The sequence below is a fragment of the Burkholderia anthina genome, from assembly GCF_902498995.1.
In the GTDB taxonomy this organism is placed as follows: Bacteria; Pseudomonadota; Gammaproteobacteria; order Burkholderiales; family Burkholderiaceae; genus Burkholderia; species Burkholderia anthina.
On sequence record NZ_CABVLY010000004.1, the window covers coordinates 118,099 to 137,910 of the forward strand.

The window sequence follows — 19,812 nt, forward strand, 5'->3', positions numbered from 1 at the left end:
GCGGCGGATTTATCGAACCACGCTGGACCCCAGGACCCACTTTCCACAGTCAGGAGCAGTTCGGATGAACGACGATATCGACAACGGCGGCACGGGCGGCTTCACGCGCCGCGACATGATGCGGGTCATGGCGGCGAGCGGCATGATGGCCGTCGGTGGAGGCGGACTGCTGATGGAGGCGCAGTCGGCCTTCGCCGCGCCGGCCCCCAAGCGCGGCGGCAAGATCCGGGTCGCGAACGAATCGAGTTCGACGGCCGACACGCTCGATCCGGCCAAGGGCTCGACGGGCGCCGACTACATCCGCTTCTTCATGTTCTACAGCGGCCTCACGCAGCTGGATCAAAGCCTCACGCCGCAGATGAACCTCGCCGAGTCGCTGCACACGACCGACGCGAAGACCTGGATCATCAAGCTGCGCAAGGGCGTCACGTTCCACGACGGCAAGCCCGTCGGCCCGGCCGACGTCGTGTTCTCGCTGATGCGCCACAAGAACCCGGCCACCGCATCGAAGGTCAAGACGCTCGCCGACCAGTTCGCCGATGCGAAGGCGAGCGGCCCCGACGAAGTCACGCTCGTGCTCGCCAGCGCGAACGCGGACCTGCCGGTGATTCTCGCGACGCCGCAGCTCGTGATCACCAAGGACGGCACGACCGACTTCGCTACCGGCATCGGTTGCGGCCCGTACAAGCTGAAGTCGTTCAAGCCGGGCGTGTCGACCGTCGGCGTGCGCAACGACAGCTACTTCAAGCCGGGCATGCCGTACCTGGACCAGATCGAGTTGATCGGCATCACCGACAGCGCCGCGCGTCTGAACGCGCTGCTGTCGGGCGACGTGCATCTCGTGAACGCAGTCGATCCGCGTTCGACGCAGCGTGTCGCGTCGACGTCCGGCTATGCGCTCAGGGAAACCAAGTCGGGGCTCTATACCGACCTGATCATGCGCAGCGAAAACCCGATCACCGCGAACCCCGATTTCGTCGAAGGGATGAAGTACCTGTTCGATCGCGAACAGATCCGCACGGCAGTGTTCCGGGGCTATGCGGTGATCGGCAACGACCAGCCGATTCCGCCGGGCCATCGCTACTTCAACGCGTCGCTGCCGCAGCGGCCGCACGATCCGGACAAGGCGAAATTCCTGTTCCAGAAGGCCGGCGCGCTGGGCGTTTCGCTGCCGCCGATCTACGCGACGTCCGACGCGAACGGCTCGGTCGAGATGGCCGTGCTGATGCAGCAGGCCGGCCAGAAGATCGGGCTGAACCTGCAGGTGAACCGCGTGTCGGCCGACGGCTACTGGTCGAATCACTGGATGAAGCATCCGCTCGGCTTCGGCAACATCAACCCGCGCTCGAGCGCCGACGTGCTGTTCACGCAGTTCTTCAAGTCGGACGCGCCGTGGAACGAGTCGGGCTGGAAGAACGCGAAGTTCGACCAGTTGCTGCTCGCCGCGCGCTCCGAGACCGACGATGCGAAGCGCAAGCAGATGTACGGCGACATGCAGGTGATCGTGTCGCAGCAGGGCAGGATCGGCATTCCGGCGTTCATCAGCTTCCTCGACGCGTACGACAAGCGGCTCGCGGGCCTCGGCTCGATCCCGACCGGCGGGATGATGGGTTTCATGTTCGCCGAGTACGTGTGGTGGAACGCTTGACGCAGCGACGTATCGCTGCCGCGCGGCCGGTACGGGCAACCGCTCCGGCCGCGCGCGACTTTTCCGGGAGTGCCGTTTCATGAACCGAATCCTCATCGGGCTGATCGGCCGGCGCATCGCGGTCACCGCGCTGACGCTGCTGATCGTGTCCGCGATCGTCTTCACGATCACGAACCTGCTGCCGGGCGATGCCGCGCAGGCCGCGCTCGGCCAGTCCGCGACACCGGAAACGGTCGCCGCGCTGCGCCAGCAGTTCGGTCTCGACATGCCGGCTCACGTGCGCTACGTACACTGGCTCGCCGGCTTGCTGCACGGCGATTTCGGCCGGTCGCTGTCCGGCGACATGCCGGTGTCCGAGATGATCGGCGGCCGACTGCCGAAGTCGCTGGCGCTCGCCGCGATCACGACCGCCGTATCGGTGCCGATCGCGCTGCTGCTCGGCATACTCGCGGCCGTCAAGCGCGAGTCGGTGGTCGATCGCGTGATCAGCCTCGGCACGCTGTCGCTCGTCGCGACGCCGGAATTCCTGATCGCGACGGTCGCCGTGCTCGTGCTCGCCGTGAAGCTGCACTGGCTGTCCGCGTTGTCGTACAGCGGCCCGATCGAGAGCTTCCACGACTTTCTGCGCGCGTACGCGATGCCGGTGCTGACGCTGTGCGCGGTCGTGATCGCGCAGATGGCGCGGATGACGCGGGCCGCGGTGATCGAGCAGTTGAGCGCGTCGTACGTCGAGATGGCCGTGCTCAAGGGCGCGAGCCCCGCGCGCGTCGTGCTGCGTCATGCGCTGCCGAACGCGATCGGGCCGATCGTCAATGCGGTCGCGTTGAGTCTGTCGTACCTGCTCGGCGGCGTGATCGTCGTCGAGACGATCTTCAACTATCCGGGCCTCGCCAGCCTGATGGTCGATGCCGTCGGCAACCGCGACTTCCCGCTGGTCCAGGCGTGCACGCTGATCTTCTGCGTCGCCTATCTGATGCTCGTGCTGTTCGCCGACCTCTGCTCGATCGTGTCGAACCCGAGACTGCGGACCTGAATGGTCCGTCCACCTTCCGAGATGCCGCCCATGCACCCGACCGAACCCGTTCATCGCAGCAGCGCGCTGCCGCCGTCCGGCGAGCCGCGCTCGCCGTGGGGTGGCGCGACGCCGCCCGCCACGCCTTCCCCCGACCAGCCGCGCAAGCGCCGCGCCGCACGCATGAAACTGACGGCCGGCGGCCGCGTCGGCCTGGCGATGGTCGGCCTGATGCTGTTCATCGCCGTGTTCGCGCCGCTGCTCGCGCCGCACGACGTCGGCGCGATCGTCACGCAGGACGTGTTCGCGCCGTTCGGCGGCAAGCTGCCGTTCGGCTCCGACTTCCTCGGCCGCGACATGCTGAGCCGCATTCTGTACGGCACGCGGCTGACCGTGCTGCTCGCGCTCGCGGCGGTGCTGCTCGCCGCGGTGACCGGCACGACGCTCGGGCTGCTCGCCACGGTGTCGGGCCGCGCGGTCGACGAGACGATGAGCCGGCTGCTCGATGCGCTCACGTCGATTCCGTCGAAGATGTTCGCGCTGATGTTCGTCGCCGCGTTCGGCTCGTCGCTGCCGCTGCTGGTCCTGACCGCCGCGGTCAGCTACATGCCGGGCTCGTACCGGATCGCGCGCGCGCTGGCGGTCAACATCAGCACGCTCGAATTCGTGCAGGTGGCGAAGGCGCGCGGCGAAGGCGCGCTGTACATCGCCTGCGTCGAGATGCTGCCGAACATGATCCATCCGATGCTCGCGGATACCGGCCTGCGGTTCACGTTCGTCGTGCTGCTGCTGAGCGGCCTCAGCTTTCTCGGGCTGGGCGTGCAGCCGCCTTACGCGGATCTCGGCTCGCTCGTGCGCGAGAACATCGCGAGCCTCGGCGACGGCTCGGCCGTCGCGATCATGCCCGCGGTCGCCATCGCGATCCTGACGGTGGGCGTCAACCTGATGATCGACGGCCTGCCGCATCGCGGCCGCCGCAAGGGCGCGGCCGGCGCCGACGGAGGACACTGATGCAACACGAATCGAACCCGCTCGTCGAGGTGCGCGGGCTGCGCGTGGTCGGCGGCCGGCCGGGCGGCGAGGAAACGACGATCGTCCACGGCGTCGACTTCGACATCCGGCGCGGCGAAGTGCTCGCGCTGATCGGCGAGTCCGGCTCCGGCAAGACGACGATCGCGCTGTCGCTGATGGGCCATGCGCGCGCCGGCTGCCGGATCGCCGGCGGCTCGGTGAAGCTCGGCGGCACGGACGTCTGCACGCTGTCCGCGTCCGCGTTGACCGCGCTGCGCGGCCGCAAGGTCGCGTACATCGCGCAGAGCGCCGCGGCCTCGTTCAATCCGTCGCGCACGATTCTCGACCAGGTGATCGAGAGCGCGCTGATTCACAAGACGCTGACGAAGCGCGACGCGCAGGCGAAGGCGGTCGAGCTGTTCCGCGCGCTCGCGCTGCCGGAGCCGGAGACGATCGGCAAGCGCTATCCGCACCAGGTGTCGGGCGGGCAGTTGCAGCGCCTGATGGCCGCGATGGCGCTGATCACCGATCCGGAGCTCGTGATTCTCGACGAGCCGACCACGGCGCTCGACGTGACCACGCAGATCGACGTGCTGCTGGCGTTCAAGAGCGTGATCCGGCGTTACGGGATGAGTGCGGTGTACGTGTCGCACGACCTGGCGGTGGTCGCGCAGATGGCCGACCGGATCGTCGTGCTGAGCGACGGCGTGATTCGCGAGGCGGGCGATACCGAACAGATCCTGCATGCGCCTGCGCATCCGTACACGCAGAGCCTGATCGCGGCGGTCACGCCGGGCGGTGCCGAGCGCGACGCGAAGCCGGCGCCTGCCGCGCCGGCGCCGCTGCTCGACGTGCGCGGCGCGATCGCCGGGTACGGCGGCCGCACCGCGAAGGGCTGGCCCGCGAAAGTGATCCTGCACGAAGTGGACCTGTGTATCGGGCGCGGGCAGACGGTCGGCGTGATCGGCGAATCGGGCTCCGGCAAGACGACGCTCGCGAAGGTGATCGCGGGCCTCGTGCCGGCGACGGGCGGCGAGATCCTGCTCGACGGCGAGCCGCTCGCGCGTGACATCGTCAAGCGCACCAAGGAGCAGCACCGCCGCGTGCAGATCGTGTTCCAGAACGCCGATACCGCGCTCAATCCGGTGCATACCGTCGAGCGCACGCTGGCCCGGCCGCTGGCGTTCTATCACGGGATCAAGGGCGCGCGGGCGCGGCAGCGCGTCGCGGCGCTGCTCGAGCTCGTGCGGTTGCCGCAGGCGGTGGCCGGGCGGCGTACCGGCGAGCTGTCCGGCGGGCAGAAGCAGCGCGTGAACCTCGCGCGCGCGCTCGCGGCCGAACCCGACCTGATCCTGTGCGACGAAGTCACGTCGGCGCTCGATACCGTGGTCGGCGCCGCGATCATGGATCTGCTGCGCGACCTGCAGGCGAAGCTCGGCGTGTCGTACATATTCATCACGCACGACATCGCGAAGGTGCGCGCGATCAGCGACGACATCGTCGTGCTGTATGCGGGCCGCCGCGTCGAAACCGGCAGCCGCGACGCGCTGTGCGCGCCGCCTTACCACCCGTATTCGCACCTGCTCGTGTCGTCCGCGCCCGAACTGCATGCGGGCTGGCTCGACGTTGCCGCCGAGCGCTGCCACCGGCCGCTGGTGCCGATCGGCGCGAGCGCGGACGACACCGGGCTGTGCCCGTTCCTCTCGCGCTGCGCGATGCGGGTGGACGGCGTATGCAACCGGACGGCCCCCGCGTTGCGTACGCTCGAAAACGGCGCGCAGGTGCTGTGCCATCGCAGCGAGGAAGACCTCGTGCGCTTCCAGGCGGAGCCGGTGCAGGCCGGCGTCGCGCCGGTGCGGCTGTAGCGCGCGCCGCGCCGGCCGGTCTCGCGCGTGTCGCGGCGGCCGGCACGCCGCAGAGTCTGCTGCTGCGCGCGTGCAAAACGGCGATTTGTGCGCGTGCCGTGCGCGAATACGCGGCAACTGCGGTTTTTGACGGTGATTAAATGAATCTCATTGAACGGTCGCCGATCGTCGTCGCCGGAAGGCAAGAGAAGAATCCGATGAAATTCGAATCGTACTGGCTGGATACCCGCCCCGCGTTTCGCGCCGGCTGCGAAGGCCCCGTCGAAGGGCGCGCCGACGTGGTCGTGGTCGGCGGCGGCTTCACCGGCCTGTCGGCGGCGCTCGCGCTCGCGCAGCGCGGCGTATCGGTGGTCGTGCTCGAAGCCGCGCAGATCGCGGGCGAAGCGTCCGGACGCAACGGCGGCCAGTGCAATACGGGCGTCGCGCAGGACTACGCATCGCTTGCCGCGCGGATCGGCCCCGAACAGGCGAAGCAGTTCTATCGCGCGTACGAAAGCGCGGTGAAGAGCGTCGAGACGATCGTCGCCGAGCACGCGATCGACTGCGATTTCCGGCGTACGGGCAAGTTGAAGCTCGCCGCGAAGCCGCAGCATTTCGCGGGGCTCGCGAAGACGTTCGACGCGTTGCGGCGCGACGTCGATCCGGACATCGAACTGATCGAGCCGTCGCGGATCCGCGATGAAATCGCGTCCGACGGTTTCTACGGCGGCCTCCTGCAGCGCAACGGCGCGCAGATGCACATGGGCAAGTTCGGCGTCGGGCTGGCGCAGGCGGCCGTGCGCGCCGGCGCGCGCGTCTACGAGCAGGCGGCCGTCACGCGGCTGGACCGGCTGGAAGGCGAGCGCCACGCAATCACCTGCACGCGCGGCACGATCGTCGCCGACCGCGTGCTGGTCGCGACCGGCGCGTCGCAGCACGGCCCGTTCGCGTGGTTCCGGCGGCGCATCGCGCCGGTCGGCAGCTTCATCGTCGTCACCGAGCCGCTGCCCGACGCGCAGTTGAACAGGCTGTTCCCGCATCGTCGCGCGTACGTGACGTCGCGCCAGATCGGCAACTACTTCCGCGTGACGCCCGACAACCGGCTGCTGTTCGGCGGACGCGCGCGCTTCGCGATGTCGAGCCCGCGCTCCGACGCAAAAAGCGGCGACGTCCTGCGCGCCGGCATGGCCGGCTATTTCCCCGAACTGGCCAACGTGCGGCTCGACTACTGCTGGGGCGGGCTGGTGGACATCACCGCCGACCGGCTGCCGCGCGCGGGCCAGCACGACGGGCTTTATTACTCGATGGGCTACAGCGGCCACGGCGTGCAGATGTCGGTGCACATGGGCCGCGTGATGGCCGACGTGCTGTATGGCGCGGTGGCCTCGAATCCGTGGCGCGAGCTCGACTGGCCGGCGATACCCGGCCATTTCGGGCACGCGTGGTTCCTGCCGTTCGTCGGCGCGTACTACCGGGTGCAGGATTTCCTGCACTGACGCGAGCGCCGGGGAGGATTCAACATGAAAGCGCGTTTCGTTTGCCCGTTCGCCGGCGTTGCCGCGCGGGCCATGATCCTGCAGGCGGCGGCATGAGGACTGCGGGCATGCTCGACCTGTTTCACGATTCGGCCGAAGACGCGATGCCACGCACGGCGCGTGTCGCGCGGCCCGTCTCGCCGGCGATCGGCGAGGTGCTGCGCACGATCGACGCATCGTTCGCGCAGCCGCTGAACCTCGACACGCTCGCGGCGGTGGCCGGGCTGAGCGTGTCGCGTTTCACCGCGCGCTTTCGCAGCGAAACCGGGTTGTCGCCGCACCGGTATCTGTGCCTCGTGCGCGTGCGGCGCGCGCAGGACCTGTTGCGCGCCGGACTCGCGCCGTCGGTCGTTGCCACCGACGTCGGGTTCTTCGACCAGAGCCATTTGTGCCGGCATTTCCGGCGCGTGCTCGGGATCACGCCGCGCGATTACGTGATCGCGCGACCGGGCGGCACGCCGGCGCGCACGCCGTCGACGCGCACGCGCACCGAACACCGCGAAGCGTCGTGTCACGCCGCGTAGGCGCCAAGCGTGAACGGCGTGCACGCCCGAGGGATTTCCGATATCGCGCGACGGCTTTCAATCTTGCCGCCGCGCACTGCCCAGGAGCAGAAATGACCGCAGTATTCGTGTTGCACCATGCAGACGGCTCACCGTCTTCCACCGCGTTCCGCACACAGGCGTTCGGCGGGAACGATCCTTTTGCACAACATCGGGAGATCGCGTGGGAAGAGCCCGACGCGATGGCCGCGGGGCGCATCCGTTTCGCCGGCGCGCTCGACATCCCGGATTATCCGCACATCGAAACCCTGGTCGTCGTCGAAGGCGAGCTGACGCTCGAGGCAGCCGGCGCCGCCCCGTGGGTGCTGCGGCCCGGCGAGGGCGTCGTGATCGGCCGCGGCACGGCGCTGCGCGTGAACGCCGGGTCGCCCGTGCTGTTGACGTTCTGCGCGGCCGTGTGCGCGCAACCGACGAAGCACGGCCTCTTTCCGCTGCGCGCCGATGCCGACTTCAAGCCGTCGTCGTCGCTGCCCGCGGACGTGCTGCTCGGCCCCGCGCCGCAATGCCGCAGCGACAACGTGTTCATCGACGACGGCGCCGGGTACAGCGCGGGCACGTGGGATTCGACGCCTTATCACCGGATCGTCCGCCCGCATCGCGTGAACGAATTCATGTTCCTGCTGGCCGGCGGCGTGCGCTTCGCGGCACCCGACGGCAGCGTGCTGTCGCTCGGCGCCGGCGACGCGCTGTTCGTGCCGCGCGGCGCATCGATCGGATGGGAAAGCAGCGAACGCGTGGCGAAGTTCTACGTCGTGCAAAACGTCACCGTATCAACCGAACGAGACTGACCATGTCCCCTCCGCTGCGCCATATCGAAACCTCGCCCACGCCGCCGGCATCGGCCGACGTCGTCGTGATCGGCGGCGGCATCATCGGCGTTTTCACCGCTTACTACCTCGCCCGGCGCGGGGTATCGGTCGCGCTGGTCGAGAAGGGCCGCATCGGCGCCGAGCAGTCGAGCCGCAACTGGGGCTGGTGCCGGCAGCAGAACCGCGACGCGCGCGAGTTGCCGATGGCAAGCAAGAGCATCGATCTGTGGGAGCGATTCGCCGTCGAATCCGGCGAAGACACGGGCTTTCACCGTTGCGGGCTGCTGTATCTGAGCAATGACGAGGACGAGCTGTCGCGCTGGGCCAGTTGGGGCGAGTTCGCGAAGACGGCCGGCGTGACGACCTACATGCTCGACAGCAAGCAGGCCGGCGAGCGCGGGCACGTCACGGGCCGGTCGTGGAAAGGCGGCGTGTTTTCGCCGACCGACGGCACGGCGGACCCGGGCAAGGCCGCGCCGGCCGTGGCCGCCGCATTGATGAAGCTGGGCGGCAGCGTCCACCAGCACTGCGCGGCGCGCGGGATCGAACTCGCGGGCGGGCGCGTGAGCGGCGTCGTCACGGAAGCCGGCGTCATCAAGACCAAAACGGTCGTGCTCGCCGGCGGCGCGTGGGCGTCGTCGTTCTGCCGCCAGCTCGACATCCGCTTCCCGCAGGCGTCGGTCCGCCAGTCGATCCTGAGCGTGTCGCCCGTCGCCCAGCCGTTGCCGGACGCGCTGTATACCTCCGGCGTGTCCGTGACCCGCCGCAGCGACGGCCGCTATGCGCTGGCGATCAGCGGCCGCGCGCGCGTCGACCTGACGCCGCAGTTCCTGCGCTTCGCGCCGCAGTTCGTGCCGATGTTCGCGAAGCGCTGGCGCCATCTGATGCCGGGCGGCCTCGAAGGGGTGCGCGGCGGCCACGAAACGCTGAAGCGCTGGCGCCTCGATGCGCCGACGCCGATGGAGGCGGTCCGCATTCTCGATCCGAAGCCCGACATGTCGGCGGTCAACGAAACGTATCGCCGTGCGGTCGAACTGCTGCCCGAGCTTCGCGAAGCCACGATCACGCATGCATGGGCCGGATTCGTCGACAGCACGCCGGACGGCGTGCCGGGCATCGGCGAAGTGCCGGGCGTGCCGGGGCTGATCCTCGCGGCGGGCTTTTCGGGGCACGGCTTCGGAATCGGCCCGGGCGCCGGGCACCTGATCGCCGATCTCGCCACCGGCGCGCCGCCGCTCGTCGATCCGGTGCCGTATCGGCCCGGCCGTTTCGCCGACTCCGCGTGGGGCAAGGTCGCCGATTTTTGATGTGCGGCCGCGACCGCGATCGCGGTTGCGGCGCCCGAACGATGCGCTTCGATTCGAAGCGCACGCGTGGTATCGACTCAAGGACATCCTGCAATGCATTCATCCGTCAGTTCACTGCTTCATCGCCTGAAGCAGGCCGGCAGGCTCGACCGGTTCTTCATCGACGGCGACTGGGTCGTGCCCGACGGCGGCGAGCGGTTCGCGGTCGTCAGCCCGTCCACGGAAGACACGTTATGCGAGATCCCGCTCGGCAACGCACGCGATGCGGACCGCGCGGTGCAGGCCGCGCGCCGCGCGTTCGAACGCTGGGCCGCGACGCCGCCGCACGAGCGCGCCGCGCTGCTCGACCGCGTGCATGCGCTGATCCTGGCGCGCGCCGAGCTGTTCGCCACGGCGCTCGCGATGGAAATGGGCGCGCCGCTCGGCTATGCGCGCAGCGCCCACGTGCCGCTCGCGGCCGAACACATCCGCGTCGCGCGCGACAATCTCGCCAGCTACGCGTTCGCGTCCCGGCGCGGAACGACGGCGGTCGTCCGAGAGCCGATCGGCGTGTGCGCGCTGATCACGCCGTGGAACTGGCCGATCTACCAGATCACCGCGAAAGTCGGGCCGGCGCTTGCCGCTGGGTGCACCGTGGTGCTCAAGCCCAGCGAGCTGTCGCCGCTCAGCGCGCTGCTGTTCGCGGAAGTGATCGCCGACGCGGGCGTGCCTGCCGGCGTATTCAACCTGGTGAGCGGCAGCGGTGACGCGGTGGGCGCCGCGCTTTCGTGCCACCCGGAGGTCGACATGGTGTCGATCACCGGGTCGACGCGTGCGGGCGTGCTCGTCGCGCAGGCGGCGGCGCCGACCGTCAAGCGCGTCGCGCAGGAGCTCGGCGGCAAATCGCCGAATCTCGTGCTGCCCGATGCGGATCTGGCGCGCGCGATCGCGCCGGGCGTGGCCGCCGCGTTCCGGAACATGGGCCAGTCGTGCAGCGCGCCGACCCGCATGATCGTGCCGCGCGACATGCTGCGCAGCGTCGAGGCGCTGGCCGTCGCGGCGATGGAGCAGATGGTCGTCGGCGATCCGTTCGACGACGCGACGACGCACGGGCCGCTCGCCAATCGCGCGCAGTTCGGCCGGGTCGCGCAGATGATCGACGCGGGCCTCGACGAACGCGCGACACTCATCGCCGGCGGGCCGGGGCGGCCCGCCGGTTTCGACCGCGGCTTTTATGCGCGGCCGACGATTTTTTCCGATGTGCGCACCGACATGACGATCGCGCAGCAGGAGATCTTCGGTCCGGTGCTCGCGATCCTCCCTTACGATACCGTCGACGAAGCCGTCGCGATCGCGAACGACACGGTCTACGGGCTGGGCGCGCACGTGCAGGGCGCCGACAAGGAACGCGCGCGCGCGGTGGCGGCGCGCATCCGGTCGGGCCAGGTGCATTTGAATTACCCGGCGTGGGACCCGCAGGCCCCGTTCGGCGGCTACAAGCAATCGGGCAACGGCCGCGAGTACGGGATCGAGGGCATGGAGGAGTACATGGAGATCAAGTCGATTCTCGGCTTCTACGACTGATGCCACCGCTGCACGCGAACGCGGCAGCCGTGCAGAATGGAACCCGTCTGCTTTCCGAAGGTGCCTGAATTGGACAATCCCATCATCCCCGAGACGTCGCTGGACGCGCATCGCGCGCACTGGGCGACCTTGCGCCGCGATCTGCACGCGCATCCGGAGCTGCGCTTCGAGGAACACCGGACGGCGAACGTCGTCGCGCGCGAGCTCGAAGCGCTCGGCTACGCGGTGTCGCGCGGGCTGGGCGGCACGGGCGTCGTCGCGAGCCTGCCCGGCGCCGATCCGGCGCGCGGAATCGTGCTGCGCGCGGATCTGGATGCGCTGCCGATCCACGAAGCGAACGACTTCGCGCATGCGTCGTGCACGCACGGGATCATGCATGCGTGCGGGCACGACGGCCACACCGTCATGTTGCTCGGGGCCGCGCGCATCCTGAAGGACTTGCCGCGGTTGCCGGGCTCGGTCCACTTCGTGTTCCAGCCCGGAGAAGAGGGCGGCGCGGGTGCGCGCAAGATGATCGACGACGGGTTGTTCGAGCAGTTTCCGACCGAAGCGGTGTTCGGCATGCACAACTGGCCCGGGTTGCCCGCCGGGCAGTTCGGGTTGCGCACCGGCCCGATCATGGCCGCCGGCTCCCGGTTCAGGATCACCGTGACCGGCAAGGGCGCGCATGCGGCGCAGCCGCACCTGGGCATCGATCCCGTCCCGCTCGCCTGTTCGATGGTGCTGCAATGCCAGACCATCGCGGCGCGGCACAAGGATCCGGTGGATCCCGCCGTCATTTCCGTGTGCATGTTCCATGCGGGAACCACGGACAACGTCATTCCGGACAGCGCCGAGCTGCGCGGCACGATCCGCACGCTGTCGTCGGCGTTGCAGCAGCAACTGCAGCGCGACGTTCAGCGCACGTGCGAGGCGCTGGCGCATGCGTATGGCGCGCAGGTCGACGTCGAGTTCTTTCAGTACTACCCTGCGACGGTCAACACGCCGGCCGAGACGGCATTCTGCGAAGCGGTGATTCGCGACACGTTCGGCGACGAACGCCTGCATCGCGACGTGCCGCCGAACATGACGTCCGAAGACTTCGGCTTCATGCTGGAGGAACGGCCCGGCGCGTACGTGCTGATCGGCAACGCGCCGGCCGGAGCGGCCGCACCGGCGCTGCATCACCCGAAGTACGATTTCAACGACGAGATCATTCCGGCCGGGGTGCGGTATTGGGTGGCGCTGGCGCAGCATTACTTCAGGAGATTGACGTGATCTTGCCGGTGCGGCGGGCGAGTCAGCCGGATTAACGAACGCCCGAAGGAAATATCCAAGGGCGTGCGGATCGCAATCCTTAACAATGCTTACCGCGAAAGGCTGCGGACGGTGTGCCAGCACCGGGGCGATTCCAGTTCGGGACAATCGTCGAAACCCGCAACGCGACTTCGCGAAAGCGCATGACACGCTCGCATCGACAAGCTGCGTCGCCGTTCGCGTCACACTCGGGCCGGTCGATCCCGGTCGGGCGCGGCGCCATCCCGGACGGCTCCGCTAAGGATGAGCGGCGGCCACGCGCTCGGCCAGCTTGGCGTCGTAGCTCGAATGTACATGCACGCGTTTCTTGTCGGGGAATGCATACGTGTATGCCTTGCGCAGCGCAAGCGACGCCTCATGGAACCCGGACAGGATCAGCCGCTGCTTGTTCGCGTAGCCGGCGATGTCGCCGGCCGCGAATATGCCGGGCCGCGAGCTTTCGTAGTACGACGTATCGACGACGATCCGTCCAGCCTGCACGTCGATCCCCCAGTTGGCGATCGGGCCGAGCGTCGCGACGAGGCCGAACAACACGAGCAATTGATCCGCGTCGAGACGCACGGAGCCGCCAATCTGCCGAACCTCGATCGAATCGAGCCGCCCCTCGGGCGCATTCAACGCGGCGATCGTGCCAACCACGAAATCGATCTCGCCCGCCGCGACCGCCTGATGTAACCGGATGACGCTCGAGTCCATCGCGCTGAAGCCGTTGCGTCGATGGACGAGCGTGACGTGCCGCGCGGCCGAACGCAGCGCCAACGCCCAGTCGAGCGCAGCGTCACCGCCGCCCGCGACCACGACGTTCTTGCCGGCAAATTCGTGTATGTCGGCAACACCGTAATGGACGCACCGGCCTTCGAGCGCCGCTGCGTCGTCCAGGGCCAGCCGCTGCGGCACGAATGCGCCGTTGCCGGCGGCAATCAGGATCGCGGCGGCGTCGAACGCCTGCCCCTTGTCGGTGCGGGCAAGCCAGCGCCCGCCCTCGAGCGGTTCGAGCGTCTCGATGCGCTCGCCGAGATGCATCGGGGGATCGAATGGACGGCATTGTTCGACGAGTCGATCGACGAGATCGCGTGCGGTGCACGATGGAATGGCGGGGATATCGTAGATCGGCTTGTCCGGATACAGTTCGATGCACTGGCCGCCGGGGCGCTCGATCCCGTCGACGATCCGGCATGAGAGTCCGATCACGCCCGCCTCGAACGCGGCGAATAGCCCCACCGGCCCCGCGCCGACGATGAGCACGTCGGTTCGCAGAGGCGTCGGGATCGGCAATTGTTCCGAAGATGTCATGTGTATTCTCCATGCATGCCGTGCGAGACGAAGCGTCGTGCCGGCGGTTTTTCACATACCGGGCCGGTGCCGCGCTTGCAAGGACGCCGTTACAGTGCGCATCGACATTCCACGCTCCGTCAGCATGAGGAACGCACGCGCACGGCTGCAAGCACGGTCCGATCCGGCGTCGTACCGTTGCAATCGTCAATTTGTATCATGTTGTGATATAAATACAATGTTTTGACATGGAGCAAAACCCTCCGGTTTTCTTTCGATAGTGTGAGAGCCGATGGCCTCCGGTTCGATGCGGTTTCAGCTGCCATATGATTCGGCCCTTTCCCCGGATTGCCGCCGGCCATCGTTTGGCCTGCGTAGCCTGAAACAGGAGAAACGCGTGCGCGGAATGTGCGATCCCTCAAAGGAGGACCCTCGTGAGCGATACGAGAACATTCGAAATCTACCGCTACGATCCTGACCGTCACGCGAAGCCGTACATGCAAACGTACGAGCTCGAGACCGCCCCGAACGACCGGATGTTGCTGGATGTGCTCGTTCGGCTCAAGGCGCGGGACGAGACGCTGAGCTTTCGGCGGTCGTGTCGCGAAGGCGTCTGCGGCTCGGATGCGATGAACATCAACCGCAAGAACGGACTTGCCTGCATCACCAACCTCAACGACCTGCCGCGTCATACGGTCTTGCGTCCGTTGCCCGGATTGCCCGTCGTTCGCGACCTGATCGTGGACATGACCGCGTTCTTCAAGCAGTATCACTCGATCAAGCCCTACCTGATCAACGACACGCCCCCGCCCGAGCGCGAACGGCGCCAGTCGCCCGAGGAGCGGGATCTGCTCGACGGCCTCTACGAGTGCATTTTATGCGCGTGCTGTTCCAGCGCGTGCCCGTCCTATTGGTGGAATCCGGACAAATATGTCGGTCCCGCCGGGCTTTTGCAGGCCTATCGCTTTCTGGCCGATTCCCGCGACGAAGGGACGGGCGAGCGGCTTGACAACCTTGACGATCCGTACCGCCTGTTCCGGTGTCGGACGATACTGAATTGCACGGACGTTTGCCCCAAAGGCCTCAATCCGGCCAAGGCGATCTCCGAGATCCGGGCGATGCTTGCGCGCCGGACGATCTGAATGCCGTTAACCGAAGAGGGAGGTTGCGATGGCAATGCCACGGGCAACGCAAGGTGAACTGATCGACGTGCGGCCGCTCGGTGATGCCTTGCCGGGATCGAAATCCGTCACCGTCATGCGCTCGGATCATCTCGAGGTCGTTCGACTCGTACTTCCGGCCGGAAAACACATCCCTGAACACAGCGCGCCGGGAGAAATTACCGTGCAGTGCCTCGAAGGTGTCGTCAAGTTCGGCACCGGCACGGCCACGCGGCTGATGCGCAGCGGGGACATGCTGTTCCTGCTGGCCGGCGAGCCGCATTGGCTCGAGGCGGTGGAAAACACCTCGGTGCTGGTGACCCTTTATCTCCCGCATGGGCGATAGGTCGGCGCGCACCGCCTACTTCAGCGCACCTTCCGCCACCAGCACTTCGTGCGCGGCCTTGAACGCGCTGAGCCCGTGCGGAATGCCCGAGTAAGCGGTCGCGTGCAGCAGCGCCGCCTTGATCTCCTCGACGCTCACGCCGTTGTTGAGCGCCCCCTTGACGTGCAGCTTGAGCTCGTTGGTATGCCCGCCGGCGGTGAGCATCGCGAGGTTCAGCAGGCTGCGCGTCCTGCGATCGAGCGTGTCGTCGCCCCAGGCCCATCCCCATGCCCACGCGGTGGTCGCGCGCTGGAACGACATCATGAATGCGTCGGCCTTTTCCATCGACGCATCGACATACTCGGGGCCGAGCACTTCGCGGCGAATCGGCAACCCCTTCTGAAACAGCGCATCATCTTCGTTCATGATTGAATTCCCCGGTTATTTCAACGCTTCGGCAGCGGCGGTGCAGCCGCGGCGCGAATGCACACCGTTCTTCGATGCGAACAGGTAGCAGGCCAGCGCGGTGACGACGAGGCCCACCATCCACGACACGTCCGCGCCACCGAGAATCGCCGCCCACGGGCCGTGGAAGAAGCTTTCGTCCATGAACGGCACCTGGACGGCGATGCCGAACACGTAGATCGCCAGCGCCTTGACGTTGAACGCCCCGTACACGCCGCCATTGCTGCTGATGATTTCCGCGACGCGGTAGTGGCGGTGGTTGACCAGATAGAAGTCGATCAGGTTGATCGCAATCCACGGCGCGAGCACGATGCGCAGCGCGAAGATCGCGTTGAGGAAGATCGAGATGAAGTTGCTCGACGCCCAGAGCGCGGTCACGGTCGACGCGACCAGCAGCGCCGCCGACACGCCGACGCGCACGTTGCGGCCGGGCACCCAGTGCGGGCGGAAAGTCTGCGCGGCGGTGATGAACGACAGCACCGCGCCATACAGGTTCATCCCGTTGTGGCCGATGATGTTGACGAGGAACAGGAAGATCAGCACGTAGCCGAACGCGCCGGTCTGGTCGCGGATCGCCTGCATCGCGTCGGTCGAATGTCCGGTGCTGACGGCGAGCACGCCGAACAGGAACGCGAAGATCGTGCCCAGCGACGTGCCGAAGTACGTGTACGCGAAAGTCTTCCCGAATCCGGCGGACGCCGGCAGATAGCGCGAATAGTCGGACGTATAGGGCGCGAAGCTGATCTGCCATACCGCACAGAGCCCGAACATCGCGAACCAGTTCGCGAGATCGAAACGGCCCTGCGCGAAGATGCGCGCGTCGAGGCTCGGCGCCATCAGCGCGATGCCGATCACGAGCGCGCCACCCATGAACCATGCACCGATCTTGTTGAAGCGGTGAATGAAGTGACAGCCGATCACGCCGACCAGCGTTGCGAGCACGGCGCCGATGACCGTCGCGACGTGCGCCGGCACCGCGGGCACGGCCGTATGGAGCGTCTTGCCCGCGAGAATGATGTTCGACACGAAGAAGCCGAGGTAGATCAGCGTGGTGAATCCCACCACCAGCAGCGACCCGTAGCGGCCGAACTGCGCGCGGCTCTGAATCATCTGCGGCACACCGACCAGCGGCCCCTGCGCGGAGGTCAGCGCATGAAAGATCGCGCCGAAGAACTGGCCGGCCGCGATCGCGAGCATCGCGCTCGCCAGATCGAGGTGGAACACCAGCACCGACGTGGCGCCGGAAATCACGGCCAGCGGCGCGACGTTGGTACAGAACCACAGGGTGAACAGGTCGGCCGGCTTGCCGTGCCGCGCCTCCGGGGGGACATACTCGATCGAGTTGCTCTCGATCGCGAGCACGCCGCTATCGTTTTCCGTTTGCTTCATGGTGTCTCCATCTTTATTGCCGGCCCCGCCGCACCACGCGCGGGCAGGGTCTGTACGGCTTCGAGTCGGTCTTGCCGGCGCATGCCGGCCCGCTCAACGCATCACGAACGGGTCGCCGATCGGATCGTCCGACGTGCGAAGCCACACGGACTTCGTCGTCGTATAGTCGAGCGCGGCGCTCAGGCCGCCTTCGCGGCCGTGCCCGGACAAGCCGAAGCCGCCGAACGGCACGAGCGGCGACACCGCCCGATAGGTGTTGATCCACACGATGCCCGAGCGCACGCGCTTCGACACGCGATGCGCGCGCGTCAGGTTGGTCGTGAAGATGCCGGCGGCGAGGCCATAGGCCGTGCCGTTGGCCTTCTCGATCGCTTCCTGCTCGGACTCGAACGTATCGACCGACAGCACCGGGCCGAACAGTTCCGTCGTGATGCTGTCGGCGTGCTCGACGCCGGTGCAGTCGAGAATCGTCGGCGCGTAGTAATAGCCGTCGCGCGCCAGCTGCTTCCCGCCCGCGAGCACTTTCGCGCCCTGCTGCACCGAACGCGCGACCACCGCCTCGATGTGGCGAAGCTGCCGCTCGGTACACAGCGGCCCGTACTCCGTCGCCATCTCGTTGGGCGGCCCCACGCGAATGCGCGCCACGCGCTCGACCAGCAGCGCGAGGAAGCGCTCCTTGACCGACGCCTCGATCAGCAGGCGCGAGCCAGCCACGCAGCTCTGGCCGCTCGCCGCGAAGATCGCGGCGACCTGCGCATTCACCGCGCTCTGGATATCGGTATCGGCGAACACGATGAACGGCGACTTGCCGCCGAGCTCCAGCGACACCTTCGCGAGATTGCTGGCCGTGTTGCGCACGATGTGGCGGGCGGTTTCCGGGCCGCCGGTGAACGCGACCTTGTCGACGTCCGGGTGGCCGCTCAGCACCGCGCCGCATTCCGGGCCGAAGCCGGTAACGACGTTGACGACGCCCGGCGGGAATCCGGCTTCATGCACGAGACGCGCGAATTCGAGCAACGGCCCCGGCGCTTCCTCGGACGCCTTGAGCACCAGCGTGCAGCCGGCGGCGAGGGCCGGCCCGACCTTGACCGCGGACAGGAACAGCTGGCTGTTCCAGGGCACGATCGCGGCGACCACGCCGACGGGCTGCCGGTCGAGCCAGACCTGCATGTCGGGCTTGTCGACGGGAATGCTGCTGCCTTCGAGCTTGTCGGCGATGCCGGCGTAGTACCGGTAGTACTCGGCGACGTACGCGATCTGGCTGGACGTCTCCCGGATGATCTTGCCGGTGTCGGTCGTTTCGATTTCAGCGAGTCGCGGCGCGGCCTGCTCGACGAGCTCGGCGAGCCTGTACAGCAGCTTGCCGCGCGCCGACGCGGACAGGCCCGCCCAGCGCGGATCGGTCAACGCGCGGCCGGCGGCGGCCACCGCGCGGTTCACCTCGTCGGTACGGGCTTCCGGCATCTGCGCCCACACGGCGCCGGTCGCGGGATCGATGCTGCCGAACGTCGCGGCGCCGGGTTCGAAGCGGCCGTCGATATACAGCTGAAAATGATCATTCATGGCGTCGGCACCTCACTGGAACGCGGGCATCACGTCGCGGATCATCCGCTCGAGCGACGCCTTCTTGCGCTCGAAGCTCATCCCGGTGTCGATCCAGAACGAGTACTCGTCGAAGCCCAGCGCTTCGTAAGCCTTCAGGCGCGCGATGACTTCCGCGGGCGTGCCGATCACGTTGTTCTTGCGCATCGCTTCCGGCGTGTAGAACGGGTGGGCGGCGATTTCGTCGCGGCTCAGCGGCTTGATCATCCCGCGGCTGATCGGGCGCTCGTTCTTGAACCACGCACCGAAGTAGTTGTAGAACACGTTGACCTCGTCGGCGGCGACCTGCGCGTCCGCCTCGCTGCTCGCCACATAGGTATGACGCAGCAGCATGATCTGCGGGCGCGGCACGTCGCTGAACTTCTCGCACGCGGCGTTGAAGTGGCCGACGAGCTTCTCGACTTCCTCGTCGCCCAGATGCAGCGGCGTGACCTGCACGTTGCAACCGTTGGACACCGCGAATTCGTGGCTGTTCGGGTCGCGCGCGGCCACCCAGATCGGCGGGTGCGGCTGTTGCAGCGGCAGCGGCGACGAGGTGGTCGACGGGAATTGCCAGAACTCGCCTGCGTGCGCGTAGTCGCCTTCCCACAGCTTCTTCACGGCCGGAATGAGTTCGCGCATGCGCTGGCCCGCGCCCCACGCGTCGAGCCCCGGCGCCAGGCGCTCGTATTCGAACGAGTAGGCGCCGCGCGCGATGCCGAGTTCCAGCCGCCCGTTCGTGATGATGTCGGTCATCGCGGCTTCGCCGGCGAGCTTGATCGGGTGCCAGAACGGCGCGACGACCGTGCCCGTGCCGAGCCGCACGCGCTTCGTCTTGTTCGCGAGATCGGCGAGGTTGATGAACGGGTTCGGCGCGATCGTGAAGTCCATGCCGTGGTGCTCGCCGGTCCAGACGGCGTGCATGCCGCCGCGATCGGCGATCTGGCACAGCTCGACCATCTCGTCGTACAGCTGCTTTTGGCTGGTCTGGTCGGAGACGCGCTCCATGTGAACGAAAAGCGAAAAACGCAT

The 19,812-nt window shown here is 67.6% G+C and carries 17 protein-coding genes; 12 read left to right on the top strand and 5 right to left on the bottom strand.

From position 1 onward, the window contains the following. The first annotated feature begins 64 nt into the window (after nt 1-64). The 10 genes from BME24068_RS07675 to BME24068_RS07720 all read left to right on the top strand — a co-directional run bounded on the left by BME24068_RS07675 (nt 65) and on the right by BME24068_RS07720 (nt 12,549). On the top strand, nt 65-1,648 hold the full coding sequence (locus tag BME24068_RS07675) for an ABC transporter substrate-binding protein (protein WP_174925656.1): 1,584 nt from the start codon (nt 65-67) through the stop codon (nt 1,646-1,648). Nucleotides 1,649-1,727: 79 nt separating this feature from the next. Then, entirely contained in the window at nt 1,728-2,681 is a 954-nt protein-coding gene (locus tag BME24068_RS07680) for an ABC transporter permease (RefSeq protein ID WP_096504618.1), read from the top strand. A gap of 30 nt (nt 2,682-2,711) precedes the next feature. Then, a complete protein-coding gene (locus BME24068_RS07685; protein ID WP_174925657.1) occupies nt 2,712-3,671 on the top strand; it encodes an ABC transporter permease in 960 nt (319 codons plus the stop codon). Continuing rightward, nucleotides 3,671-5,536, top strand: coding sequence for an ABC transporter ATP-binding protein (locus BME24068_RS07690; RefSeq protein WP_174925658.1), 1,866 nt, complete (start codon nt 3,671-3,673; stop codon nt 5,534-5,536). The genes BME24068_RS07685 and BME24068_RS07690 overlap by 1 nt, the downstream gene beginning before the upstream one ends. A gap of 197 nt (nt 5,537-5,733) precedes the next feature. Then, nucleotides 5,734-7,011 carry an NAD(P)/FAD-dependent oxidoreductase gene (locus BME24068_RS07695; protein WP_420887519.1) on the top strand — a complete coding sequence of 426 codons (1,278 nt, stop codon included), beginning with the start codon at nt 5,734-5,736 and terminating at the stop codon, nt 7,009-7,011. 107 nt (nt 7,012-7,118) lie between these two features. Then, nucleotides 7,119-7,574, top strand: a complete 456-nt coding sequence (locus tag BME24068_RS07700) for a helix-turn-helix domain-containing protein (RefSeq protein WP_420887520.1) — start codon at nt 7,119-7,121, stop codon at nt 7,572-7,574. Between the two features lie 92 nt (nt 7,575-7,666). Continuing rightward, nucleotides 7,667-8,401 (top strand): cupin domain-containing protein, encoded by a 735-nt coding sequence (locus BME24068_RS07705; RefSeq protein ID WP_174925660.1) that lies wholly within the window; start codon nt 7,667-7,669, stop codon nt 8,399-8,401. Nucleotides 8,402-8,403: 2 nt separating this feature from the next. Then, nucleotides 8,404-9,729 (top strand): NAD(P)/FAD-dependent oxidoreductase, encoded by a 1,326-nt coding sequence (locus tag BME24068_RS07710; RefSeq protein WP_174925661.1) that lies wholly within the window; start codon nt 8,404-8,406, stop codon nt 9,727-9,729. A gap of 93 nt (nt 9,730-9,822) precedes the next feature. Continuing rightward, the gene (locus BME24068_RS07715; RefSeq protein ID WP_174925662.1) at nt 9,823-11,292 is read left to right on the top strand and encodes an aldehyde dehydrogenase family protein; all 1,470 of its coding nucleotides are present in this window, start codon (nt 9,823-9,825) and stop codon (nt 11,290-11,292) included. A gap of 69 nt (nt 11,293-11,361) precedes the next feature. Further along, nucleotides 11,362-12,549 carry a M20 aminoacylase family protein gene (locus tag BME24068_RS07720; RefSeq protein WP_174925663.1) on the top strand — a complete coding sequence of 396 codons (1,188 nt, stop codon included), beginning with the start codon at nt 11,362-11,364 and terminating at the stop codon, nt 12,547-12,549. 276 nt (nt 12,550-12,825) lie between these two features. Here the strand turns inward: BME24068_RS07720 and BME24068_RS07725 are convergent, their stop codons facing one another. Beyond that, entirely contained in the window at nt 12,826-13,881 is a 1,056-nt protein-coding gene (locus BME24068_RS07725; protein ID WP_174925664.1) for an NAD(P)/FAD-dependent oxidoreductase, read from the bottom strand. Between the two features lie 413 nt (nt 13,882-14,294). On the opposite strand from BME24068_RS07725, the gene BME24068_RS07730 reads away from it, so the two are divergent. After that, the gene (locus BME24068_RS07730; protein ID WP_174925665.1) at nt 14,295-15,002 is read left to right on the top strand and encodes a succinate dehydrogenase iron-sulfur subunit; all 708 of its coding nucleotides are present in this window, start codon (nt 14,295-14,297) and stop codon (nt 15,000-15,002) included. Nucleotides 15,003-15,030: 28 nt separating this feature from the next. After that, nucleotides 15,031-15,366, top strand: coding sequence for a cupin domain-containing protein (locus tag BME24068_RS07735; protein ID WP_174925666.1), 336 nt, complete (start codon nt 15,031-15,033; stop codon nt 15,364-15,366). 15 nt (nt 15,367-15,381) lie between these two features. Here the strand turns inward: BME24068_RS07735 and BME24068_RS07740 are convergent, their stop codons facing one another. From BME24068_RS07740 to BME24068_RS07755, 4 genes are all read right to left on the bottom strand, one after another. Continuing rightward, a complete protein-coding gene (locus tag BME24068_RS07740; RefSeq protein WP_096504598.1) occupies nt 15,382-15,771 on the bottom strand; it encodes a carboxymuconolactone decarboxylase family protein in 390 nt (129 codons plus the stop codon). Between the two features lie 15 nt (nt 15,772-15,786). Next, a complete protein-coding gene (locus tag BME24068_RS07745) occupies nt 15,787-17,199 on the bottom strand; it encodes a purine-cytosine permease family protein (RefSeq protein ID WP_174925667.1) in 1,413 nt (470 codons plus the stop codon). A 93-nt stretch (nt 17,200-17,292) separates the two neighbouring features. Next, nucleotides 17,293-18,762, bottom strand: coding sequence for an aldehyde dehydrogenase (locus tag BME24068_RS07750; protein WP_174925668.1), 1,470 nt, complete (start codon nt 18,760-18,762; stop codon nt 17,293-17,295). Nucleotides 18,763-18,774: 12 nt separating this feature from the next. After that, on the bottom strand, nt 18,775-19,812 hold the full coding sequence (locus BME24068_RS07755) for an LLM class flavin-dependent oxidoreductase (protein WP_096504592.1): 1,038 nt from the start codon (nt 19,810-19,812) through the stop codon (nt 18,775-18,777).